The sequence below is a fragment of the Streptomyces sp. NPDC111507 genome (assembly GCF_055638955.1).
Genome location: NZ_JBVKBU010000003.1, coordinates 424,499 through 446,346 on the forward strand (window position 1 = coordinate 424,499; position 21,848 = coordinate 446,346).

19 protein-coding genes and 3 pseudogenes are annotated in these 21,848 nt (G+C 71.8%); 7 read left to right on the top strand and 15 right to left on the bottom strand.

All coding sequences use genetic code 11. The features are described from left to right. Nucleotides 1-34 precede the first annotated feature (34 nt). A pseudogene (locus ACZ7M2_RS14560) lies at nucleotides 35-277 on the bottom strand (NAD(P)/FAD-dependent oxidoreductase); the annotation flags it as partial. 182 nt (nucleotides 278-459) lie between these two features. Here ACZ7M2_RS14560 and ACZ7M2_RS14565 point away from each other — a divergent pair. Then, a complete protein-coding gene (locus ACZ7M2_RS14565) occupies nucleotides 460-816 on the top strand; it encodes a VOC family protein (protein ID WP_054230276.1) in 357 nt (118 codons plus the stop codon). A 58-nt stretch (nucleotides 817-874) separates the two neighbouring features. Here the strand turns inward: ACZ7M2_RS14565 and ACZ7M2_RS14570 are convergent, their stop codons facing one another. The 10 genes and pseudogenes from ACZ7M2_RS14570 to ACZ7M2_RS14615 form a co-directional block, all read right to left on the bottom strand. Further along, nucleotides 875-2,848 (bottom strand): DUF5107 domain-containing protein, encoded by a 1,974-nt coding sequence (locus tag ACZ7M2_RS14570; RefSeq protein ID WP_471595521.1) that lies wholly within the window; start codon nucleotides 2,846-2,848, stop codon nucleotides 875-877. 115 nt (nucleotides 2,849-2,963) lie between these two features. Beyond that, the gene (locus tag ACZ7M2_RS14575) at nucleotides 2,964-3,515 is read right to left on the bottom strand and encodes a GNAT family N-acetyltransferase (protein ID WP_471595522.1); all 552 of its coding nucleotides are present in this window, start codon (nucleotides 3,513-3,515) and stop codon (nucleotides 2,964-2,966) included. Nucleotides 3,516-3,541: 26 nt separating this feature from the next. Beyond that, nucleotides 3,542-4,483 carry a S66 peptidase family protein gene (locus ACZ7M2_RS14580; RefSeq protein WP_471595523.1) on the bottom strand — a complete coding sequence of 314 codons (942 nt, stop codon included), beginning with the start codon at nucleotides 4,481-4,483 and terminating at the stop codon, nucleotides 3,542-3,544. After that, nucleotides 4,480-6,516 carry a prolyl oligopeptidase family serine peptidase gene (locus tag ACZ7M2_RS14585; RefSeq protein ID WP_471595524.1) on the bottom strand — a complete coding sequence of 679 codons (2,037 nt, stop codon included), beginning with the start codon at nucleotides 6,514-6,516 and terminating at the stop codon, nucleotides 4,480-4,482. Before ACZ7M2_RS14585 ends, ACZ7M2_RS14580 begins: the two co-directional genes overlap by 4 nt. Before the next feature lie 10 nt (nucleotides 6,517-6,526). Next, the gene (locus ACZ7M2_RS14590) at nucleotides 6,527-7,888 is read right to left on the bottom strand and encodes a M20/M25/M40 family metallo-hydrolase (protein WP_471596015.1); all 1,362 of its coding nucleotides are present in this window, start codon (nucleotides 7,886-7,888) and stop codon (nucleotides 6,527-6,529) included. 10 nt (nucleotides 7,889-7,898) lie between these two features. Continuing rightward, nucleotides 7,899-8,732: a M55 family metallopeptidase gene (locus ACZ7M2_RS14595; protein ID WP_471595525.1), complete on the bottom strand. Its 834-nt coding sequence runs from the start codon at nucleotides 8,730-8,732 to the stop codon at nucleotides 7,899-7,901. Between the two features lie 44 nt (nucleotides 8,733-8,776). Further along, nucleotides 8,777-8,938, bottom strand: a complete 162-nt coding sequence (locus tag ACZ7M2_RS14600) for an SAM-dependent methyltransferase (RefSeq protein ID WP_471596016.1) — start codon at nucleotides 8,936-8,938, stop codon at nucleotides 8,777-8,779. A gap of 79 nt (nucleotides 8,939-9,017) precedes the next feature. Further along, nucleotides 9,018-9,119: pseudogene (locus ACZ7M2_RS14605) on the bottom strand (hypothetical protein); the annotation flags it as partial. A 27-nt stretch (nucleotides 9,120-9,146) separates the two neighbouring features. Next, on the bottom strand, nucleotides 9,147-9,398 hold the full coding sequence (locus ACZ7M2_RS14610; RefSeq protein WP_403690929.1) for a hypothetical protein: 252 nt from the start codon (nucleotides 9,396-9,398) through the stop codon (nucleotides 9,147-9,149). Nucleotides 9,399-9,989: 591 nt separating this feature from the next. Beyond that, nucleotides 9,990-10,385 (bottom strand): helix-turn-helix domain-containing protein, encoded by a 396-nt coding sequence (locus tag ACZ7M2_RS14615; RefSeq protein WP_351438890.1) that lies wholly within the window; start codon nucleotides 10,383-10,385, stop codon nucleotides 9,990-9,992. Nucleotides 10,386-10,615: 230 nt separating this feature from the next. Between ACZ7M2_RS14615 and ACZ7M2_RS14620 the strand changes: the two genes are divergently transcribed. The 4 genes from ACZ7M2_RS14620 (at nucleotide 10,616) to ACZ7M2_RS14635 (ending at nucleotide 13,916) form a co-directional block, all read left to right on the top strand. Continuing rightward, a complete protein-coding gene (locus ACZ7M2_RS14620) occupies nucleotides 10,616-10,831 on the top strand; it encodes a hypothetical protein (protein WP_254649600.1) in 216 nt (71 codons plus the stop codon). 108 nt (nucleotides 10,832-10,939) lie between these two features. After that, entirely contained in the window at nucleotides 10,940-11,158 is a 219-nt protein-coding gene (locus ACZ7M2_RS14625) for a hypothetical protein (RefSeq protein WP_054230284.1), read from the top strand. An 80-nt stretch (nucleotides 11,159-11,238) separates the two neighbouring features. Beyond that, nucleotides 11,239-13,152 carry a hypothetical protein gene (locus ACZ7M2_RS14630; RefSeq protein WP_471595526.1) on the top strand — a complete coding sequence of 638 codons (1,914 nt, stop codon included), beginning with the start codon at nucleotides 11,239-11,241 and terminating at the stop codon, nucleotides 13,150-13,152. Between the two features lie 65 nt (nucleotides 13,153-13,217). Next, nucleotides 13,218-13,916, top strand: a complete 699-nt coding sequence (locus ACZ7M2_RS14635) for a hypothetical protein (RefSeq protein ID WP_471595527.1) — start codon at nucleotides 13,218-13,220, stop codon at nucleotides 13,914-13,916. Between the two features lie 68 nt (nucleotides 13,917-13,984). Here ACZ7M2_RS14635 and ACZ7M2_RS14640 read toward each other — a convergent pair whose 3' ends face one another. The 4 genes from ACZ7M2_RS14640 to ACZ7M2_RS14655 all read right to left on the bottom strand — a co-directional run bounded on the left by ACZ7M2_RS14640 (nucleotide 13,985) and on the right by ACZ7M2_RS14655 (nucleotide 20,525). Then, nucleotides 13,985-14,713 (bottom strand): class I SAM-dependent methyltransferase, encoded by a 729-nt coding sequence (locus ACZ7M2_RS14640; RefSeq protein ID WP_471595528.1) that lies wholly within the window; start codon nucleotides 14,711-14,713, stop codon nucleotides 13,985-13,987. 141 nt (nucleotides 14,714-14,854) lie between these two features. Continuing rightward, nucleotides 14,855-17,311, bottom strand: a complete 2,457-nt coding sequence (locus ACZ7M2_RS14645) for an ATP-binding SpoIIE family protein phosphatase (protein ID WP_471595529.1) — start codon at nucleotides 17,309-17,311, stop codon at nucleotides 14,855-14,857. A gap of 195 nt (nucleotides 17,312-17,506) precedes the next feature. Further along, a complete protein-coding gene (locus ACZ7M2_RS14650; protein WP_471595530.1) occupies nucleotides 17,507-19,897 on the bottom strand; it encodes an MFS transporter in 2,391 nt (796 codons plus the stop codon). Nucleotides 19,898-20,081: 184 nt separating this feature from the next. After that, nucleotides 20,082-20,525, bottom strand: coding sequence for an SRPBCC family protein (locus ACZ7M2_RS14655; RefSeq protein WP_471595531.1), 444 nt, complete (start codon nucleotides 20,523-20,525; stop codon nucleotides 20,082-20,084). Between the two features lie 149 nt (nucleotides 20,526-20,674). Between ACZ7M2_RS14655 and ACZ7M2_RS14660 the strand changes: the two are divergent. Further along, nucleotides 20,675-20,905, top strand: a pseudogene (locus ACZ7M2_RS14660) (Rv2578c family radical SAM protein); the annotation flags it as partial. A gap of 35 nt (nucleotides 20,906-20,940) precedes the next feature. Then, the gene (locus tag ACZ7M2_RS14665) at nucleotides 20,941-21,147 is read left to right on the top strand and encodes a hypothetical protein (RefSeq protein WP_471595532.1); all 207 of its coding nucleotides are present in this window, start codon (nucleotides 20,941-20,943) and stop codon (nucleotides 21,145-21,147) included. The last annotated feature ends 701 nt before the right edge of the window (nucleotides 21,148-21,848 follow it).

Here is a 21,848-nt window from a genome sequence, read left to right on the forward strand (position 1 = left end):
GGCGAGGGGGCCGGACAGCGGGATACCCAGGGGGTCGGGTCGCGCGGTCCCGGAGGTACAGCGCCTCGGGCAGTCCGCGGAAGCCGTGCGCGTACTCGGCGACACCGGGCACGGGCAGCAGCTTGTTCACGCCGCCGACGGCCAGCACGAAACGATCGTACGTCAGCGTGGTGACACGGCGTGGCTCCAGGATGCCGGCGGCGACCTGGGACAGCAGGGGCAGATACAGAAAGTAGTCGATGCGGTCGCGCAGGGTGATGTCGGCCTTGTGCCGGGTTCACGGTCTCGCCTCCGTCGATGTCGCTCCTACCTCGTACGGGGCTTTCCGCGTCCCCGTGGTCGGGGCGCCCAAACCCGGGGGCTCCGGTGTTTCCTCCTCACCCCCGGGGTCACTCCGCGCTCCGCAGGAGACGTCCGAATCGATCTCGCCCTCCGACGTGCCCAACTAAGCTCGTCCGCATGGAGATTCTGGGAGCCACGTTGCGGATCTGCGTCGACGACCTGGAGGCTTCGGTCCCCTTCTACGAAAGACTTGCGGGTGGGCGGGCCCTGCGGTTCGAGCGCGGCGGTGTGTCGGTGGCGGCGGTGGGCTGTTTCCTGCTCATGAGTGGACCCGAGGCCGATCTGGAGGTCCTGCGGAAGGTCTCCGCGACCATCGCCGTCAAGGACGTCGAGGACGCGCACCGGGTGCTCAGTGAGCTGGGCGCGCGGATTCTGGCGGGCCCGGTGGGGACGCCGGCCGGACGCAACCTGATCGCCATGCATCCGGACGGCGCCGTGTACGAGTACGTCGACCGCGGTTCCCCGACCCCCTGACCGCCCCCCGGAGCTTCGCCCCGGAGCCCGCCGTGGTCTTCGGCTGTGGGCGCGTGGGCTAGTCGGAGGGCGGGCGCATGCGGAAGTCGTAGTGGGGTGGGAGTGGCTCGTCCGTCAGACGGGTCCACAGGGCGGTGACGGTCTCCGCCCCCTCCCGCAGGTCGGCGACCTCGAACGCCTCGTCGAAGACGGCCCGCGCCCCGTCCCGGTCCCCCTCCGCGAGGAGCAGCTCCACCTCGAGCAGACGGAACCGGCCGCGCGCCCGCGTGGCGGGCCGCAACCGGTCCCAGACCCGCCGCGCCTCCCCCGTACGCCGCACCGCGAGCAGCGCCCCCACCGCCTCCCGCCCGAGCGCGGCCGTGGCCGCGGTCCAGGCCGGACCGTCGTCACGCCGCTCCTGGCACAGGTCGTCGAAGGCCTCGGCGTACCGGTCGGCGGCCCGTTCCCGGTTGCCGGCCTCCTGGTCGGCGACGGCCAGACACCGCAGCAACGGCCAGAGCGACGGGGCGAGTTCGAGCGCCCGCTCCCAGCTGCGCACGGCCTGCGCCAGGTCCCCGGCATGCCACTGCGCGACGCCGAGGTGGTACTCGGTGAGCGGTTTGGCGGGCGCGGTCTCCAGCATGTCCCGCCAGTGCGGAGCGACCAGGCTCTCACCGGGTGGCCCGACCCGCCGCGGCTCCGGGAAGGCGCCGGTCCGCAGGAGTTCCACCCAGGGTGCCTGCGGCTCCCCCAGCGTGGACTCGTCGAACGGCGTCCCGGCCAGCTTGTGGGAGGCGCGCAGCACTTCGAGCGCACCCCAGCCGGACCCGACGGCCAGCACCTCACCGGGCTCGGTGTCGGCGTACGGCAGCCACGCCTCGTACGCCGCGTCGACGTCCCTCCGTGGCAGGACCTCCGACAGCCGTCGTTCCGTCTGCGCGCACGCGAGCGCCCAGTCCGCCCCGTGCACCGCCTCCGCGTCCGTCGCGAGCGGCCCGTACGCCTCCAGCCAGGACACCTCGCTCTCCGCCTCCAGCCGGACATGCTCCAGCTGGGTACGGGCGAGCCCGGCCTGGATCTCGCAGTAGCCGCCGGTGCCGGGTTCGGTGAGCCATTCCTGCCAGCGCCGTCCGCCCGGGCCGGAGCCCCAGACGAACAGCTTGCGCCCGCGCAGCACGTCGGTGGAGGTCTGCACGAGCCCGTCGCCCTTGTCGTCGAGCGCGGCGATCCAGCGGCGCTGCCCGTCGGGCACCTCGTAGAAGTAGTCGGCGGGGAAGACGCTGCGCGGCGGATACGTGCGGTCCACCCCCTCGTACTCCGGTACCGGCACCCTCCGCAGCCGCCGCTCGTACCCGAAGTGCCAGGCCTCGTCCGCGGGGGCCAGCACCCGGCGTTCCTCGGGGACGGCGATGTTGGACCACCAGTACAGGGGCGCGGGCCTCTCGTGCGGATTGCGGACGCGGACGCCGACATGGAGGAAGTCGGAGCCGTCCGGGAGCCACAGATCGACCTGGAAGGGCACGTCGCGCAGCCTCTCCCACTCCCACAGGCGGAGCATCTCGCCGCCGTCGGGGGCGGGGACCCGGGCGGCGTGCACGGGGGCGCAGGACAGGGTGGTGTGGCCGGTCGCGCCGATGTTCCACTCGATGCCGCCGGAGAACCAGGCTCCGTTGAGGGCGAAGCAGGCAGGCTGCACCACCGGGTTGCGGTAGAGGAGTTCACGCTGCGAGGGCTTGTGGAACAGCGAGACGACCCGGCCGCCGTGGCCCGGCAGCACCACCGCCCGCAGCCGGTCGTTCTCGATCACGATCGTGTCGATCCCGCGCGGCTCGCGCCGTCTGTCGTATCCGTCCCGGATGCGCTCGGGCAGGACGCTCCGCAGCGGCTCGTAGCGGATCTGCCGGGCCATGTCGCGCGGCAGGTCGGCGCTCTCGCGGTCGTCGATGCGGTGTGTCTCGTCGAGCGGCCGCAGGGGTGGCAGCGGGTTGTCCGGGCCCAGCTCCGCGACCGGCAGGGTCAGTACGTCACGTCGGATCGTCGTCACGATGACCATGGAACAGCGACATCGGCCACCTGACCAGGGTGTCCGCTCGTCAGGATCCGGTCAGGATTCCGCAAAGGCGACGACGACGCCGGTACTCGACGGGGGGTCCGGCCGGAGGGGAGGTTCAGCTCGACGGGAGCATCTCCGAGGTGATCGCCCATCGCTCGTGGTCGCGCCACGCCCCGTCGATGTAGATGAAGTCCGGCGAGAACCCCTCGAGCCGGAATCCGCAGCGCCGGGCGAGGGCGATCGAGGCCGCGTTGCGGGGCTGGACGTTGATCTCCAGGCGGTGCAGCCCCATCGCCCCGAAGGCGTACCGGACCACGAGCCCGAGCCCCTCGGCCATCAGCCCGCGCCCCGTGGCGTGTGCGAAGGCGCCGTAGCCCAGCGCCCCGCACAGGAAGCCGCCCTCGACGATGTTGTTGATGTTGATGAAGCCGGCGATGGCCCCGTTGTCCCGTTCGCAGACCAGGAACCCGGCCTTCGTACGGTCCTCGATGAGCCGCCCCGCGTAGGCGGTGTAGGCGGCGACGCTGCGGGGCGGGAAGAGCCAGGGCTGGTGCAGCGCCTTGCTCTCCCGGGCCCGTGCGGTGAACTCGGCACCGTCCTCGTGGGTGAAGTGCCGGATGCCCACGCGGGGGCCCTCGGCAAGATAGGCGAAGACGTTCTCAGGCATCCCGACACAGTACGCGACGGCGGCCTTCACGCCAGGCCCTGGACGAGCGCCGGCTCCTCCAGCGTCAAGGTCCCCGCGTCCGCGTCGAGTTCGGCCCGTACCCCGAAGGGAATCGTCAACGCGCCCTCGCTGTGCCCGAATCCGAACTCCTCGACGACCGGCACCCCGAGCCCGCCGAGCCGGTCGGTGAGCAGCGCCCGCACGCGCTCGTACGGCGAGCAGCGCACCCAGGAGCCGAGCAGGATCCCGGTGACCCCGTCCAGCCAGCCGGCCCGCAGGAGTTGGGTGAGCGCCCGGTCCAGGCGGTACGTCTCCTCACCCACGTCCTCCAGGCAGAGCAGGCCGCCGCGCGCGGAGGTCCGGGCGTGCGGGGTGCCCAGGTCGGCGGCGAGCATGCTCAGGCATCCGCCGAGCAGGACACCCGAGGCGCGGCCGGGCACGAGCGGTGCCGCGCCCCCGCCGGACTCGATCACCCGTACCGTCTCCGGTTCGAAGAGCGTCGCCCGCAGATGTTCCTGTGCCCGCTCGTTCTTGACGAAGTCGACGGCGGCGACCATCGGCCCGTGCAGCGTCGCCAACCCCGCCCGATTGGCGAACGCCTCGTGCAGTGCCGTGATGTCGCTGAAACCGAGGAGCACCTTGGGCCCCGCGGCCCTTATCGCGTCCCAGTCGAGGAGGTCCACCATGCGCTGGACGCCGTAGCCGCCACGGGCGCAGAGCACCGCGGCCACGTCCGGGTCGCACCAGGCGGCCTGGAAGTCGGCGGCCCGGTCGGCGTCGGTGCCCGCGAGGTAGCCGAACTCGGGGTGCCGGTCCAGGACATGGGGTGCCACTACGGGGTCGAGGTCCCAGCCGCGCAGGATGTCGAGGCCCGCGGCCAGGCGCTCCTCGACCAAGGGTCCGCTGGGAGCGACGACGGCGACGCGGGCCCCGGGGGCGAGACGGGCGGGACGGGTCAGGGCTTTCACTGGGTGGACTCCACGATCGGTGGGACGGAACCCGTCGGCGCCGCGACAGGCTCTTCCTGGGCGGTGAGGTGCAGGGTGGGGATGCCGGGCGGACGCAGGCCGAAGACCTGGGCGTACAGGGAGAGTTCGGCCTCGAGGGCCCGCACCATGGTGTCGGCCCGCCGGAACCCGTGCCCCTCTCCCTCGAAGGTGAGATAGGCGTGCGGTACGCGTCGCCCGGTCGACCGGGCCAGCCTGGCCAGGAACCGTTCGCACTGCGCGGGCGGACAGATGACGTCGTCCAGTCCCTGGAGGAGGAGGAAGGGCGCGGCGATGCGGTCGGCGCGCTCGGTGGGCGAGCGTTCCACATAGCGGCCCGGCACCTCGGCGATCGGCCCGATCAGCGTCTCCAGGTACTGCGACTCGAAGTCGTGGGTCTCCCCCGAGCCCCATTCGCCGAGGTCGAGGACCGGATACAAGATCGTGCCGCAGGCGTAGACCTCGGTGCTGGTCAGGGAGGCGGCGGTGGTCCAGCCGCCCGCGCTGCCGCCGCGGATGGCGAGCCGGCGCCGGTCGGCGGTGCCCTCCTCGGCGAGGGCGAGCGCGACGGCCGCGCAGTCCTCGACGTCGACGACGCCCCACTGCTCGCGCAGCCGGTTGCGGTACTCCCGCCCGTGCCCCGCCGATCCCCCGTAGTTGACCTCGGCGACGCCGATGCCGCGCGAGGTGAAGTAGGCGATCTCCAGGTCGAGGACGAGGGGCGCGCGGCCGGTGGGCCCGCCGTGCGCCCACACGACGTAGGGCGGCAGTTCGTCGCCGGGCGCCACGTGGTCGGGGTGGTGCGGCGGGTAGATGTGGGCGTGGACCTCACGCCCGGCGGGGCCGGTGAAGGTGCGGATCTGCGGCTCCGGGTAGTGCGCGGGGTCCACCGGGTCGGCGCGGCCGGCGCCGATCACCCGGGCGCGGCCGGTGCGGGCGTCCAGTTCGACGACCTCGTACGCGCTGCGGGGGCTGGCGGCGACGCCCACGATCCGGCTGCCGTGGACCGCGAGTGTCGGGGTGAACTCGGTCCAGGGGCCGGCCGCGTCGACGACCTCGCCGGTCTCCGGGTCCAGTATCCCGAGCGCGGTCGCGCCCCGGCCGTGCACGACGGCGACGAGCCCGCTCTCCAGCGGCGCGAACCAGCGGTACCCGATCTTCCACAGCGGCCCGCCGAACTCCTCCTCCCGGGGGCAGACCGGCGTGTCCTCCCCGAGCCGGTAGAGGTTCCACCAGCCGGTGCGGTCACTGGCGTACAGGAGGGTGCCGTCGGGGGTCCAGTCCGCCTGGGCGATCGACTCCTCCGGTCCGCCCGTGACGGGCCGCGCGCCGCACAGGGTGCCGTGCTCGGTGACGTCGGCGAGGATCAGTTCGGTGCCGTCCCAGGGCATGCGCGGGTGGTCCCAGGCGAGCCAGGCCGCCTGCGCGCCGTCGGGCGAGAGCCGGGGTCCTGTGACGAACCGGTGGCTGCCGTCGGTGAGTTCGCGCACCGCGTCGCGGTCCTGCGCCGCCGAACCGTCGAGCGGCACCGCGGCCACGACCCGTCGTACGTCGGTGGGTCCGTCTCCGGTGAACTCCTCCAGCACACACCACACTTCGCCCAGCTCGGGGCGCAGCCGCGGGTCCACCCAGCGCAGTCCGCCCCCCACCGGGGACACGGGGGTCAACGGGCGGGGCCGCGCGTCCGGGGCGTCGGGCTCGTAGGCGTAGAGCCGCTGGTCGGCGAAGTCCACGAACACCACGAACGGCCCGTCGGGGCGCATCTCGCCGGCCCAGGGCTGCCCGCCGTACTCGATGACCCGGCTGCGCACGTTCCAGGGGGCCGGCAGCACCGGCTCCTGCGTGCCGTCGGCCCGTCGGCGTACGAGCGTGCGCCGTCCGCCCTCCGTGGGCCGGGGCTCGGTCCACCATGCCTCGTCGCCGACGAAGCCGACGAACTCGGGATGCCCGTCGTGCGCGGCGGCGAGCGCCGCGTCGATGGGCGAGGGCCACGATCCGTACGCCAGGTTCTGCATCCTGTCCTCTCTAGGCCGTGCGCAGGAAGCGGTCGAGGACGCGAACGCCGAAGTGCAGCGCCTCGACGGGAACGCGTTCGTCGACTCCGTGGAAGAGGGCCTGGTAGTCGAAGCCCTCGGGGAGCTTGAGCGGGGCGAAGCCGTAGCCGGTGATGCCGAGGCGCGAGAACTGCTTGGCGTCCGTACCGCCCGACATGCAGTACGGCACCACGTGCCCCTCCGGCGCGAACTCCTCGACGGCGGCACGCATCTTGGCGTACGTCGGCGAGTCCACCGGCGACTGGAGGGCCACCTCGCGGTGGTGGAACTCCCACGCCACGTCCGGTCCGGTGAGCCGGTCGAGGGTCGTGCGGAACTCCTCCTCGCCGCCCGGCAGATAGCGGCCGTCCACGTGGGCGACGGCCTCCCCCGGAATCACGTTGATCTTGTAACCGGCGCTGAGCATGGTCGGGTTGGCGCTATTGCGGACGGTCGCCTCGACGAGCGCGGCGGCGGGCCCGAGCTTGTCGAGGAGGCCGTCGACATCGTCCAGGTCGGCATCGACGCCGTACAACGTGGCGAGTTCGGTGAGGGCGGCGCGGACGGTCGGGGTGAGCCTGAGGGGCCACTCGTACGCGCCGATCCGGGCGATCGCCTCGGCCAGCCGGGTCACCGCGTTCGCCCGGTTCACCTTGGAGCCGTGGCCCGCCCGCCCGCGCGCGGTGAGCTTGAGCCAGCCGGTGCCGCGCTCCCCCGCCGCGATCGGGTACAGCTCCCGGCCCGCGCCGTCGTGGAAGGTGAACGCCCCGGACTCGCTGATGCCCTCCGTACAGCCCTCGAACAATTCCGGATGCCGGTCGGCGAGGAACCCGGAGCCGTCCTGCGCGCTCGCCTCCTCGTCGGCCGTGAACGCGATCACCAGGTCGCGCCTGGGCCTGACGCCGAGGCGCGCCCACAGGCGTACGACCGCAAGGATCATCGCGTCCATGTTCTTCATGTCTACCGCGCCGCGGCCCCACACAACCCCGTCGCGGATCTCCCCGGAGAACGGGTGCACGCTCCAGTCGTCGGCCTGCGCGGGCACCACGTCGAGGTGACCGTGGACGAGCAGCGCGTCGGCGGACGGGTCGGTGCCTTCGAGACGGGCGACGACGTTCGTACGGCCCTCGGTGCGCTCCAGCAGTGTGGGTTCGAGGCCCGCTTCGGCGAGGCGCGCGGCGGCGTACTCGGCGGCGGGGCGCTCCTGGCAGTCGCCGCCGCCCCGGTTGGTGGTGTCGAAGCGGATGAGATCGGAGGTGAACCGTACGACCTCGTCCAACGCCCGCTCGTCCACGACCCGCTCACCCGTGGCCCGCTCATCCGTGGCCCGTTGGTCCACAGCCCACTCGTTCATGGCCCTCCGCTCAGCCATACTGCTCCTCCACCGCGGCCGAGACGATCGTGGTGACCGCCTTGAAGGTGCGAATCCCCTCGTACATGGTGTCGCTGGTGTACTCCACCTTGCGCTCCCCGACGCGCCGCACGCCCGGCACGACGGTGGCCGCCATCGACAGGTGTTCTGCGTCGAATTCGAGCGCCACCGTGAACGGGCCACCCACCAGCGGTTCTTGACGTACCGCCAGGGCTGCCGCCGCCTTGGCCGCGGCCCGGATGTCGGCAGCGGTCCTGGCCGGTGTGCGGCAGACCGCCGTGTACCGCGACACATGGTCCTTGACCGCGACCTTGAGTGCCTCCGGCGCGTAGCCGAGCGCGTCCTCGCAGGTCAGGTCGTCGCCGGTGACGAGCACGACGGGCACCCCGTACTCGGCGACGACATGGGAGTTGAGCAGTCCCTCGCTGGCCCGTACGTCGTTCACCCACACGCCGGTGATCGAGTTGGGGAGGTAGGTGTGGGCGAGGACGCCCTCCGTGCCGGCGCCCGTGTGGTAGCCGACGAACGCGATCCCGTCGACGTCTCCGTGCTGGACGCCCTCCACCATGGACAGCGTCTTGTGGCGTCCGGTGATCATCTCGGCCCGGTCGTCGAGCTGCTCCAGCAACAGATTGCGCATGGACCAGTGGGCCTCGTTGATCAGTACCTCGTCGGCGCCGCCATCGAAGAAGCCGAGGACGGCGGCGTTGACGTCCGAGGTGAACATCGGCCGGCAGCGCTCCCACTGCGGGGTCCCCGGCAACACGTCGGCGGGCCAGGTCACCCCAGTGGCGCCCTCCATGTCGGCGCTGATGAGGATCTTCACGACACACCCTTCCGGCACAGGTCAGCGGCTGTCTCCATGTCGTGTCACGTTACGTGGCGCCGCACGGCCGGGCCAGGAGGCCCTCCACGGACGGCGCCGGCGTCGGGCCGGGAGCGCCACTGTGCGCAGGAGACGAGACCCGGATCGAGGAGGTCCAGGCCCTCGAAGAAGGGGGTGATCTCCGCGCGGCCACGGGCGGTGATCAGCGGGGTCGCGCACGTAGAGGGTTCCCGCGACGCTCCGCGTGACGGCGCCGGGGTCGTGGACGTCGGCGTCGGCGTCGAGGTAGTCGGTGGCGCCCTCGGGCGTGCCGGTCAGCAGCGCGCGGGTGTGGGCGAGCACCACGCGGTGGTTGTCCCGGCCGCCGATCCAGTGGTTCCACGGCATCGGCTCAGAGGGCGGGCATCGCCCGGATCAGTCCTCGTAAACGGTCAGCACGACACCGTCGAGTTCGATGCGGCGCGGGGTGCCGCCCTCGCCCCGGACGAGGGCGTCCAGGCAGCGCCGGAAGAGTTTCAGCTCCTCCTCGTCGAGAACGGCCGCGGCGAGGTCGAGGAGTTCGGTGAGCGCGCCCTCGGTCAGTATGGCGGGCAGCTCACCGGAGAGGAGGACGACGGACTCGCCCGTACTGCCCCGCACCACTGCGGTGGTGGGTCCTCCGTGCACGAACAGCACATGTCCCCCTGGGTGACACAGGGGTCGTGCGGCTCACGTGCCCCGAGCAGAATGAGAGACTAGCTGCGGATCTTGGGGGTTTCGGCCGTTCTGGATTCTTTTACCGGGAACCCCGGGAAGCGGAACCGGAGCACTCGGACGGGCGTCTTCGCCGTACGGCCCTTGACCGGGCCAAAGCCTCCGGGGCGCCTCCGACGGAGCGGCCGTACGGACCGAACCCAGGTCAACGTCTCCTTGACGAGGGGCTCCGACATCCGACGCAGACCCCCGCAGCACCGCCGCCGCCCAAGTCCACCCGCCCCTACGACGCCACTCCGCCCCCCATCACCCGAATGCAAGCCGCCCTCGTAGACGCGGACGCATCCCCCTCCGGAGACGACCGCCGCCCCGCCAGGACGGGCCATTGCCCACCGGCCGGGCACCCCTCCGGCACCGCGGGCCCCAGAGCCGCGGACGCCTGCCGACGCATCACCCACCCGGCGCGGCGCGCCCCGGCAGGCCCTAGGACCTGTCCGACAATTCCCGCCGGGCCCGCGACGCCTCGCACCGCGGTCCGATCCGACGCGAATTGTCAGACAGGCCCTAGCCGCGTCGCGCGTCGCGGCCCAACAAGGACTCGACCAGGGCGGCGACATGGCGGCGGTCGTCGGCCGAGAGTTGCTGGACGCTGGCGATGAGCAGGTCGACCTCGGGGTCGGCCGGCGCGCCGGACGCGCCTTCGGCGGGCGGGGCGTCGGCCGCGTAGACATGGATGCCGCACGCCTCCGCGGCGGCCCGCCGCACGGTGTCCAACGACAGTCCAAGCCCCTTGGACAGTCCTTCCAGCGTGCTGGGCTGGGGCATGCGCACCACCCGCTCGGCCGTGGCCAAGTGGTGGACGGTGGAGCGCGGAATGCCGCCCCGACGTGCCACCTCGCCGTAGGACCAGCCTTCGCGGTCGAGGCGATCTCTGATGATCTGCTGCAGTGCGTTGGCCACCGATGGTCACTTCCTGCTCGCCGCCGGGCGGAACTCTTCCAAGCGGGATCGATTCTACGGGGGGCTTCGCTCCGACCCCAGAAGTCTTTCCCCGAACCGCTTGCGCGGCGAGCTCCAGGGCTACTACTGTCCAATCTCGTTGGACAGCACGTCCGACCAGATTGGACAGAGTTTGGGGGGAACCAGCCTCTGTCCGATCGGAAATGCCCATCCCTGAGGGGGAATTGATCATGATGGACAACCGTGAACTCGACACCGAGACCGCTGAGCTGCTCCCGGGTCGCGAGGCCCTCGGCCGGCTGAAGTTCAGCTTCGGCAAGACCGTCAACGTGACCAAGCACGTCGCGAACATCGACGCCTCCAACCAGTCGGCCGCCCTGAACGACCACTCCAGCTGGTCGGACGCGTCGTCGGGCGCCTCGCAGGCCATCAACGTCCACCAGTAATCGGCATCGGAGGCTCGCCCGCCTCCGCGTCACCGGATGCTCGCCCGCATCCGCCTCTGTGCCCTCACCACACCCGCATCAACGAACCACGTCCCGAAAGGACATCCCATGAGCATGGACATGAACGAGCTGCAGTCCGAGTCCGCCGAGCTGCTCCCCGGCCGCGAGGCCCTGGGCCGCCTGAAGTTCAGCTTCGGCCGCACCACCAACGTGACCAAGCACGTCGCCAACATCAGCGCCCACAACGAGTCGGCCGCTCTGAACGACCACTCCAGCTGGTCGGTGGCGGAGTCCAGCGCCAACCAGGCGATCAACGTCACGCAGTAACACCCGCCGCGCACAACGGCTGTTCGGCGGACCGCGCCCGGGGGCGGGCGCGGTCCGCCCTTGGGGGGGAAGGACCAGAAATGACGGCACTGGGGGACGGGCCCGCGTTGCTGTACGACACCGGGTCGCCGGTGCCGGGGCCGGGGGGAATCCCGGTCACCTACGAGCAGTTCGCCACGGGAAGCCTGCCGGTTGTCGGCGCCGGCGTCGAGGCGCTGCCGGTGCCTCGGCTGAGCTCCGGGCTCAAACTGCACGGGGAGTACCAGGGTTCGGGCTTCACCGAGCCGAAGTACATCGCGCGCCGCGGAGACGGCCAGGTCGTGCAGCTGTCACGGCTGCTGTACCTGGTCGCCTCCGCGATCGACGGCGTGAACGACATCGAGACCATCTCGCACCGGGTCAGCGCCCGCTACGGCCGCGAGCTCAGCGCCGACAACGTGCGATTCCTGGTCGAGGAGAAACTCGACCCGCTCGGCGTCACCGTGCCGGAGGGCAAGGAGGAGGACGAGGTCTCGGCGCCGCGCTCCGACCTGCTCCTCGCCCTCAAGGGGCACCGGATCATCTTCAACGAGCGCAGGGCGGGCCGGATCGCCCGCTCGCTGGCCTGGCTGCACCGCCCCACGGTGGTCGTGCTGACGCTGGCGGCGGCCGTGGCCATGGACGTCTGGCTGTTCGGCTTCTTCGGCGCGGTGGAACCCGTGCTCCAGGTCCTCGACCAGCCGGTCCTGATGCTCGTCGTGTTCGCGCTCACCGTGGCCTCGCTGGTCTTCCACGAGTTCGGCCACGCCTCGGCGTGCAGATACGGGGGCGCACGGCCGGGCTGCATCGGCTGCGGGCTCTTCCTCATCTGGCCGTCCATGTACACCGACGTGACGGACATCTACCGGATCGGCCGGGCCGGACGGCTCCGTACCGACCTGGGCGGGGTGTACTTCAACGTCGTCTTCATGCTCGGCATGGCGGGCGCGTACTTCGCCACCGGGCAGCAGTTCTTCCTGGCCACGGTCTATCTCGGACACTTCGAGATCCTGGAGCAGCTGATGCCGGCCGTCCGGCTGGACGGCTACTACATCCTGGGCGACCTCGCCGGCGTCCCGGACCTCTACGGCAAGATCAAACCGATTCTGCTCAGCACGGTGCCGGGCCGGCGCGGCAAGGCGGCGCGCGCCGAGGTCGTCGGGCTCAAGAAGTCGTCCAGGACCATCATCACCACCTGGGTCCTCACCATGGTGCCGCTGCTGATCGGCGAGCTCGGGTACGCGCTGTGGAACCTGCCGCGGATCGTCGCGACGATGGTCCGCTCGCTCACCGACCAGGTCGTGGGCACCGGGGACGCCTTCGCGGGCGGTCAGATCGCCGCGGCCCTGATGGGCGTGATCGGCTGCTTCATGCTGCTGTGCCCGATGGCCGGCGTGGTCTATCTGTCGGTCAAGATGGGCGGCCGGGTCTTCCGCGCCGCGAAGCGGTCGACGGCGGACAAGCCCCGGCTGCGGGTGGCACTGTGCGCGCTGGCACTGCTGGGCCTCGGCTCGCTGAGCTACGCGTGGGTGTCCGGTGTGACACCCGAGCCACTGCCGAAGCGTCCGCCGATCGCGCCGATCCTCCAGCCCGGCGTGTCCACGGCCGAGCCGCCCGCCCGGCCCGCGACCGCGCCCCGGCCGCACACGTCACCGTCCGACACCTCGGCGGCCCTGCCGTCCGGCGCCGCGTCCCCCGGCTCCACGGCCACCACCGCGCCGAGCGCGTCGGCCTCGCCCAGCGCGGACGCCTCCGCCTCCACGTCACCCGGCGCCTCCCCGTCCACGAAGCCGACCACACCGGGCGGCGGTCCGGGCACGACGGGTTCCGTCTCGGCCGGTCCGTCCGCGGGTCCGTCCGAGCCGACCGGCCCGTCGCCGTCCGTCTCGTCGTCCGCACCGGCGCCCTCGACGGATCCGCCGACGCCGACCGAATCCGTCAGCGCGACCGGCGCACCGAGCCCGGCCACCCCGTGACCGCCCTCGGCGATCACCGGCCCGGTGGCCGTCGTCCCGCCGAACCACGACCGCAGGAGACCCATGTGAGTATCCATCCCAACACGCACCGCAAGCCTCGCCCGGCAGGCCGGGGCCTCTCCCAACGAGCCATGCGCATAGGCCTGTTCGCGGCCGGCGCGGCCGGTATCGCCGCGGCTGTCCCGGCCCAGGCCGCCACCGCGGCGGCGGGCTCGGTCGCCCGCCACGCCGTCGCGGAGGACCACACCTTCAGTCGCGCCGACCGGGCGCATCCGACCCAGGTCAAGGACTCCTTCACCGTGCGGCAGCTCGGCACGGCGAAGGCGGTGGGTGTACGCAACCAGGCGGGCGCCGTCTCCGTCGGCTGCTCGGTCGACGCGCACTGCCGGTCGGTCGCACTGTCCTTCCAGATCGTCACGCTGGCGGGCCAGAACACCCACCTGAACGCGGTGAACCTCAGCGACGCGACCAACGAGCACTGCGACGGCTGCCAAACCCTCGCCGGCGCCTACCAGTTCGTGGTGTCCACCGCCCGTCCGTTCACCCTGGACGCCACCGCGCAGCGCAAGCTCGCCGACATCCATCGCAGGCTGGACGACCTGACCCGGTCCAAGATCCCGGCGGCCGACCTCAAGACGCGGGCCGACTCGCTGGCCGCGGAGGTCACCGACGTCCTGCACGACGCGGTGGCAGGCGCGCCGAAGGCCCCGGACGCGCCCGCCGTCGCGGTCCACCGTCACCTGGACGGCTGGCCCGGCCACTGACCCAACGGCCACCATGAAGGGGTACGGCGTCACCGACCGGCAGGTGACGCCGTACCCGTGCGTGCGGCTCAGCCGGCTGTGCGTCCTGCCACCAGCCACTTCGACGGCAGCTCGATCCGCGCGCCCTCGGCCGTGAACTCGGTGGTCACGAGAGGGAGTTCACCGCTCGCGAGGACGGTGAGGCCCGCCGCGCCAAGGTAGTCGGGGACCGCGTCGTCGGACACCTCGCCGGGCGCGATGCCGTGCCGGAAGATGGGGGCCAGTTTGGGCGGCGGTCCGTCGGAGCCCCGGGCCAGGCCCATCAGGACCGGCCGGGCGGCTTCGGAGAGTTCGACGAGAAAGGCCCGGCCGCGCTCCCCCACCAGGGTGGCGAGGGCGTCCACCAGCGGCTGGCGGTCGTCCGGCTCGCACTGGTGGAGCACGCCCCGCATATAGACGTTGGCGTCGCCCAGCTCCGCGTGCAGGGTCTGCGCCTCGGTCTTCTCGGCCGCGTCGAGCAGCCGGTACGTCGCCTGGCCCGCCGGATCGGCGAGGCGGGCGTGCTCGAGAGCGGCGGCCGAGAGGTCGGCACCGACCACATGCCGGAAGCGGTCGGCCAGGAAGCGGGTCTGGGTGCCGTTGCCGCAGCCCAGGTCCACGACCGGCAGATCGTGAGCCGACAGGTACGGCTCGAAGAGGGCAAGGTGGACGCCCGCGGTCAGTGCGGGGTCCGCGTCCCAGAAGACGGCTCCCTGCTCGTCGGGGGCCTCGCGCCAGAAGCCCTCCCAGGCCTCCCTGTACCGATGTGTCACGCTCATGCCCGCTCCCCAGGTCGCCACCGCGGCCCGCCGAGGATGGCGGGCGGGATCGGTCTATCGCGCCGGGCGTGCGTCGACAAGCCTGCGGCGCATTCCTGCACGGTTCATTTCGATCCGCGTACGCCGGTACGCGCCCCCGGGTCAGCGCCTCGGCAGGGTCAGCTCGAACCACACGGTCTTACCGGCGCTGGTGCGGCTCGTGCCCCACTCGCGGGCCAGTGTGCTGACGATACGCAGACCGCGGCCGAACTCGTCGCCGGGGCTCGCGCTGAGCAGCGTCGGCAGGGTGTGGTCGTCGTCGGCCACCTCGCACAGCAGGGTGTCGCCGCGCACGAGCCGCAGTTCGATCCGGTCGCTGTGCGCGTGCCGTACGGCGTTGGTCACCAGCTCGCTGACCATCGACTCGGCCGGGTCGGCCAGCCGGGCCAGGCCCCAGTCGTGGAGCTGTTCGCGGACCACGGCGCGGGCCCGACGGGCCTCGACCGGGTCGAGCGAGAGCCGCCACTCGGCGACATCCTCGGGTTCGATGCCGTTGAGCCGGGCCATCAGCAGGGCCACGTCGTCCTTGCGGCCGCCACGGGTGTTGAGGGAGCGGATGATCGTGTCGCAGGCGTCGTCCATGGACGCGGCCGGGTGGGCGGCGGACTCGCAGAGTGTGGCGAGGCCGACGCCGATGTCCTCGCCGCGCACCTCGACCAGGCCGTCGGTGCACATCACGAGCCGGTCGCCGGGTGCCACCCGCACGCGTACCGCCTCGAAGGGCACGCCGCCGACCCCGATGGGCGCGCCGGTCGGCAGGTCGAGCAGTTCGCTGTGGCCGTCCTCGGCTCGGACCAGGACGGGCGGGATGTGGCCCGCGTTGGCGATCTGCAGCTCGCCGGCGAGGGGGTCGTAGACCGCGTACAGACAGGTCGCGAGGTAGTGCTCGCCGAGCCGCTGGGCCAGATCGTCGAGGCTGCGCAGGAGTTGGGCGGGCGGCAGGTCGAGCGCCGCCATGGTCTGCACGGCCGTACGCAACTGGCCCATCATCGCGGCCGAGTTGAGGCCGTGGCCCATCACGTCGCCGACGACGAGGGCGGTGCGGGAGCCGGGCAGTTTCACCGAGTCGAACCAGTCGCCGCCGACGCGTCCCAGCAGGGTGCCGGGCAGATAGCGGGTGGCGATGTCACAGCCGGCCATGCGGGGCGCGATGTGCGGCAGCATGCTGTCCTGGAGGGTCTCGGCGACGCTCTCCTGGTAGGTGTACATGCGCGCGTTGTCGAGGACGAGGCCCGCGCGGGCCGCGAGTTCGGCGCCGGTGGCCCGGTCCATGTCGTTGAACTCGACGCGCTCCGGGTGGCGCAGCAGGATCATGAACCCGAGGACCACGTTGCGGGCCTTCAGGGGCACGACCAGCATGGAGCGGTTGGTGATCAGCGGCCTGATGTCGCGCTTCTCGAACTGCGCGGCGATCATGTGCCCCATCTGCTCGCTGATGCGCGGCACGAGGACGGGTTCACCGGTGGTCATGCATTGGAAGAACGGTGTGTGCGCGGGGAACGGCATGGCCTCGCCGACCGGCACGACGTCGTCCCAGCGGCCCGGCTCGTCGGTGTGTTCGAGGGCGACGCGGTGCCACATGGTGGTCGTGTCGGGCACCCCGTCGGGGAAGCCCTCGCCGGCGACGACCTGTTCGCGCAGATAGGTGCCCGCCACGTCCGTGAAGCGCGGCACCACGGCCCGGCTGACCTCGAGGATCGTCTGCGCGAGGTCGAGCGAGGTACCTATGCGCCCGCTGACCTCGTTGAGGAACTCCAGGTGTTCGCGGACGGCGACGTACTCGAGGTCCTCGCCCTCCTCGTCCTGGAGTTCCTGCGGCAGGAGCTCGCCGGTGGCCGCCGCGCGCGCCGCTCGCTCACGGCGCGCCTTGCGTTCGGCGCGCCGGGGCACGCCCCAGTCGGGAGTCACCGGCACCCGGTCGTTCTGACTGAACTCCAGGACGGGGTAGCCCAGTTCGAGGACCTGGGAGACGATGCGGGCGCCCTCACTCACGCTCATGCTGGGCAGGATCTCGGGCAGTGCCCGGGCCAGTTCCTCGGCGCCGGGGAAGTCGGTGTGCAGCGCGAAGCCGGGCGCGATGCGCTCGACGGCCACCTCTTCGTCCTCGTGGCGCAGCGCGTCCGCGTCGGCGGCGAGCACCAGCAGCCGCTCCGGCCCGGGGCCGACCAGCGGGTACGCCCACCACAGGACGTCCACACGGTCCCGCTCGGGCACGGTGAGCCGGGCGCGTCCGGCCGCCGGGTAGGAGAACCGTCCGCCGAGGGAGGACTCCAGGCCGGGGCCGAGTCCGTCGTACGCCGCGTACGCCCCGTAGGGCGCGATCTCGTCCTCTTCGGGGAGCGCGCCGGAGACCGGGAGCAGGTCGACGGCGGGGCGGCCCACCGCGTCCTCCTTGGGCACGCCGAACTGACGCCGGGCGCCCTTGCTCCAGTGGGACACCAGTCCGTCGCGATCGACGACGACCACGGCCAGCGGGATACGCCCGGCGTCGGTGTGCTCCACCACGCCGTTCCCGGCCGAGGGGCCAGGAAGCGAACCCGTCTCGGTGCCATGGTCCATGGCTCAGGCCCTCTTTTCCCGAGTCCGCAAGATCTGTTCCGCCACGACCCACGGTACGACCACGGCCGGTTGCGATGTGTGGCATTACGCGAATTGCGCCCGGGGGCGCCTTCGGCGCCCCGCGAGGGGCGCGGGGAACGGCGCGACCAGCCACGGACGACCGGCGGCCGACGGACTCGGCCGGTCCTCGCCCTCCTAGTCCTCGTGCCCCAACTGCAGATCCCGCTCGGTCCTGCCGCCCCCGGCCACCTGGAGCACCGTGGCCACCGGCGGGTACCCGGCCGCGATGACGGTGTACTCGCCGGAGGACAGGTCGACGAACCGGAACGCCCCGTCCGCACCGGTGGTGAGGGTGTCCACCACGTTCCCCGCGGCGTCCAGGAGCGTCACCCGCGCGTCCTCGACGGGCCGGCCGCCGCCCGCCCGCACGGTGCCGCGCAGCACGGCGCCGCCCGCGAGTTCGACGTCCTGACGGGTCTCGCGCGAGGCCTGCACGCTGACAGGGAGGGCGGCCGGGCGGAACGCGGGCGCGCTGGCGGCGAGGGTGTACTCACCCGCCACCAACTCCGTGATGACATAGCCGCCTTCGCGTCCGCTGCGGGTGGTGGCCACGACTTCCCCGTGGACGTTGGTGAGCGTGACGGTGGCGTCGCGCACGGGGCTGCCGTCCGCGGTCAGCACGCTCCCGGCGAGGCGTCCCGCGCCGCCGAGGACGACGTCCAGTTCCACGGGGCGCTCGCCGATGGTCACCGAGACGGCCTGCGGCTGGTGGCCGCCGGCCGCGGCGATCAGGACGTACGACCCCGATCCGGGCGTGGACAGCGCGTACCGGCCGTCTTCGCCGCTGGCGCCCCGCCCGATCTGCTGTCCTGCGATGTCGATGAGGGTGAGCGCGGCGCGCGGCACGACGGTCCCGTCGGGGTGCTGCACGGTGCCGCAGACGGGGATCCCGGCGGTGTGGGACGAACGGGCCTGCGGGATCGGGGCGTTCACCCGTGGGGCTTCCGGGTCGGCGATGGGGGCGTTGTGGGACACCAGCGGTTTCTCCTTGAGGAAGCAGGCGATGAGCAGGCCCAGGACGAGCACCGGGACGAGATACAGGAAGATCCGCGGCATGGCGTCCGCGTAGGCGCGGACGTAGGCGTCACGCAGGGCCCCGGGCAGGGAGTGGACGAGCTGCGGGGTGAGGGACTCGGGGTCGGGCAGGCCGGTGCCCGCGCGCTGGGGCAGGCGGTCGGCGAGCGCGTCCGAGAGCCGGTGGGCGAACAGCGTGCCGAAGATGGCGGCGCCGACGCTGCCGCCGATCTGCCGGAAGTAGTTGTTGGCGCTGGTCGCGGTGCCGAGGTCGGCGGGGCGCACGGAGTTCTGCACGGCGAGGACCAGGACCGGCATCACCATGCCGATACCCGCGCCGAGGATGGCCATCCAGACGCTGTACTGGAGGCGGGGTGTGTCGACCTCGAGGCGGGACAGCAGCCACATGCCGAGGACCGACAGGGCGCTGCCGAGGACCGGATAGATCTTGTAGCGGCCGGTGCGGCTGATGAGCTGTCCGCAGACGACGGAGGCGCCGACGATGCCGCCCATCATGGGGAGCATCAGGAGTCCGGACCCGGTGGCGCTGGCCCCGTCGACCATCTGCAGGAAGGTCGGCAGATAACTGGCCGCTCCGAAGAGTGCGACGCCGATGACGAGCCCCACCAGGGCGGTGATGTTGAAGACGCCGTCCTTGAACAGCCTTGGCGGGATGAGGGGTTCGGTGGCGAAGCGCTCGGCGACGAAGAAGAGGACGGTCGCGACGAGCGCGCCCGCGCCGAGCCCCATGATGACCCGTGAGCCCCAGGCGTACTCGGTTCCGCCCCAACTGGTCAGCAGGACCAGGCAGGTCGACGCGGCGGCCAGCAGTAGCACACCGAGTACGTCGACGCGTCCGCGCGCGGGGGGCCTGGGCAGCTTCAGCACGACGGTGACGACGGCCAGGGTGAGCAGGCCGAACGGCACGTTGATGTAGAAGCACCAGCGCCAGGAGAGGTGGTCGGTGAAATAGCCGCCCAGGAGGGGCCCGGCGACCGAGGCGAGGCCGAAGGCGGCGCCGATCAGGCCCATGAAGCGGCCGCGCTCGCGAGGCGGCACGATGTCCGCGATGATCGCCTGCACGCCGATCATGAGGCCGCCCGCGCCGACGCCCTGGATCGCACGGAAGGCGATCAGCTGGTCCATGCTCTGGGCGCGTCCCGAGCACGCCGAACCGGCCACGAAGACGACGATCGCGAACTGGAAGACGCCCTTGCGGCCGAAGAGGTCGCCGAGCTTGCCGTAGACGGGGAGTCCGACGGTGGAGGTGAGCAGATAGGCGGTGATCGCCCAGGACATCCTGCCCAGGCCGTGCAGCTCACCGACGATCTTCGGGAGCGCGGTGGCCACGATCATCTGGTCGAGGGCGGCGAGCAGCAGCGCGAGCATGAGCCCGAAGAAGACCAGCCGTACCTGGCGCGGGCCCAGCCGGGCGGTCCCTGGGGCCGGTGGAGGGGAGTGCCGCGGCGGCGCGGCAGCCGGTTCGTTCTGCACCAGAGTGATCCCGCCCACGTACCGCTCCCCTCGTCGCGCCCACCGCACAATTCCCGCTTATCGCGACAACTGTGAGCAAGCGCGACGAGTTACGGCGTACCGCCGCGTCGCGAGGAGATCCACTCGAACCGGTGAGGGTGACAACGCGCCCCGGAGAGTTGCCTCTTGGGCCGTGCGGCCGTCAAAGAGGCGTAGGTCCGGGCTACTTCTGCGTCTCGGTGGCGAGCTTGTCGAGCACCAGGTCGTAGATCCTGCCGAGTCCCTTGGGCGCGAAGGTCTTCTCGAAGAAGCCGCCGATGCCGCCCGCGCCGTCCCAGACGGTGGTGACGACGACGCGGGACTTGCCCTCGCCGGCCGGGGTGACCCGCCAGGTGGTGACCATGGAGGAGTTGCGGTCCTTCTCGACGAGCTCGCCGTCGGTGGGCTCGGTGACCTCGAGCAGGCAGTCGCGCACGCGCTTGCTGGTGGCCTGGAGCTTCCAGTGGACGAGGGTGCCCTCGCCGTCGCCGCCCTCGCGCACCTCGTACTCGCTGAAGTGCTCGGGCAGCATCTTCGCGCGCGTGCCGCTGTAGTCGGCCAGGGCGTCGAACACCGCCTCCGCGTCCGCCGCGATGACCCGCTCCGTCGTGGCCTCGACCTGCGCCATTGCACTTCCTCCAGCACTTGGTGACTCGGGGTGTGCGGCAAGCCAACCACCCGGCGGCCCGACCCCCCAAATCGGGGCCCCGAAATTGCGGTCGCACGATCAAGGGAACATGTGTTCTATTCTGTGGCCAGTGCTATCGAGGAGGCGTCATGCGCTGGGACAACCTCACAGCGGACCCCGCCGGGGACCGCGCCCGGGACGCCGCGCTGTTCGGCGCGGACGCGGTGACCACCCGTACGTTCGACACCCCGGAGTTCCGTGGCATCACCTTCCACGAGATCCGCGCCCGCTCGATCGTGAACCGGGTACCGGGGGCCTCGCGCATGCCCTTCGAGTGGACGGTCAACCCCTACCGGGGCTGCACACACGCGTGCTTGTACTTCACTGCGTGACCCTATTGAGCCCGGGAGGGCCGATGCTCAGCACTCCGAACGCGGACAAGGCCTGGAAAGGCATGACGGGGTCATTCCCGACCCCAGAGGCGCCAGACCAGTATGCCGCCCCGGACAAGGTGGAGAGGACGGCTTACGCCGTGCTGCTGCACGGACCGGCTGCGCGCTCAGGCGGCACCGACGCGAGTCAGTGGCTGCTGCTGCGCGACCGCACAGCCAAGCGCCTGTAACCGACACACCAGCAGCAGCCACACTTCAGGAACGCGCCGGTCGCCCACGACGCCGTCGAGGTAGTCCTGCACCGGCCCGTACAGGCCACGCGGAACCAGCCTGCGCACAATCGCCCCGCGAGGCCCAGACGACCCCTGTGACTTCTCTGACGCTCACCGGGGCGTTTCCGTGTGTGCGCTCAGGTCAGCGCAGGCCGTCTGTGTCGTCGTGCTCTTCGCCGACGGGGAGTCGCCGACGGTCGTCCCCCGGGGCCTCGCTGTAGAGGACCGCGGACACCGCGCTCCTTCGACCTGGGCCCGCGTCGGCGGCGGCCTCGTGCCGGACCGCCGCCCCTTTCACCAGTATCGGCAGGGATCAGTGGGTGCCGGTCAACCGGCGGGCGGTGCGGGCACGTGTCACCGTGCTGTGCGGCCAGCCTCCCTGTGTCGCGTCGGTTTGCGGCCAGTAGCGGGTCAGGGAACCGGGGGGCGTGCTGTGTCGGGGCCAGACCGTTCGGCCTGGCCCCGACACAGCACCGACGACCGGTTGTGATGCAGCATCACGCTGCCATGTCGGAGGGGGCAAGGCAGGTTGGAACGTGAACGGACCGCCGCCGCCAGGCCCGGACGGACGACGTGCTGGCCACCGCGGGTGGGAGCGCCGCGGCGGGGTGCACCCGGTCTAGGCACCTACCTGGAACATCTCCGGACCCACAAACCGG

Excerpts from the sequence above, each read along its gene's own strand:
- ACZ7M2_RS14645 (WP_471595529.1), bottom strand. The coding sequence starts at position 17,311 with ATGGACCATGGCACCGAGACGGGTTCGCTTCCTGGCCCCTCGGCCGGG.
- ACZ7M2_RS14585 (WP_471595524.1), bottom strand. The coding sequence starts at position 6,516 with ATGCAGAACCTGGCGTACGGATCGTGGCCCTCGCCCATCGACGCGGCG.
- ACZ7M2_RS14575 (WP_471595522.1), bottom strand. The coding sequence starts at position 3,515 with ATGCCTGAGAACGTCTTCGCCTATCTTGCCGAGGGCCCCCGCGTGGGC.
- ACZ7M2_RS14640 (WP_471595528.1), bottom strand. The coding sequence starts at position 14,713 with ATGAGCGTGACACATCGGTACAGGGAGGCCTGGGAGGGCTTCTGGCGC.
- ACZ7M2_RS14570 (WP_471595521.1), bottom strand. The coding sequence starts at position 2,848 with ATGGTCATCGTGACGACGATCCGACGTGACGTACTGACCCTGCCGGTC.
- ACZ7M2_RS14590 (WP_471596015.1), bottom strand. The coding sequence starts at position 7,888 with ATGAACGAGTGGGCTGTGGACCAACGGGCCACGGATGAGCGGGCCACG.
- ACZ7M2_RS14565 (WP_054230276.1), top strand. The coding sequence starts at position 460 with ATGGAGATTCTGGGAGCCACGTTGCGGATCTGCGTCGACGACCTGGAG.
- ACZ7M2_RS14630 (WP_471595526.1), top strand. The coding sequence starts at position 11,239 with ATGACGGCACTGGGGGACGGGCCCGCGTTGCTGTACGACACCGGGTCG.
- ACZ7M2_RS14655 (WP_471595531.1), bottom strand. The coding sequence starts at position 20,525 with ATGGCGCAGGTCGAGGCCACGACGGAGCGGGTCATCGCGGCGGACGCG.
- ACZ7M2_RS14625 (WP_054230284.1), top strand. The coding sequence starts at position 10,940 with ATGAGCATGGACATGAACGAGCTGCAGTCCGAGTCCGCCGAGCTGCTC.
- ACZ7M2_RS14665 (WP_471595532.1), top strand. The coding sequence starts at position 20,941 with ATGCTCAGCACTCCGAACGCGGACAAGGCCTGGAAAGGCATGACGGGG.
- ACZ7M2_RS14620 (WP_254649600.1), top strand. The coding sequence starts at position 10,616 with ATGATGGACAACCGTGAACTCGACACCGAGACCGCTGAGCTGCTCCCG.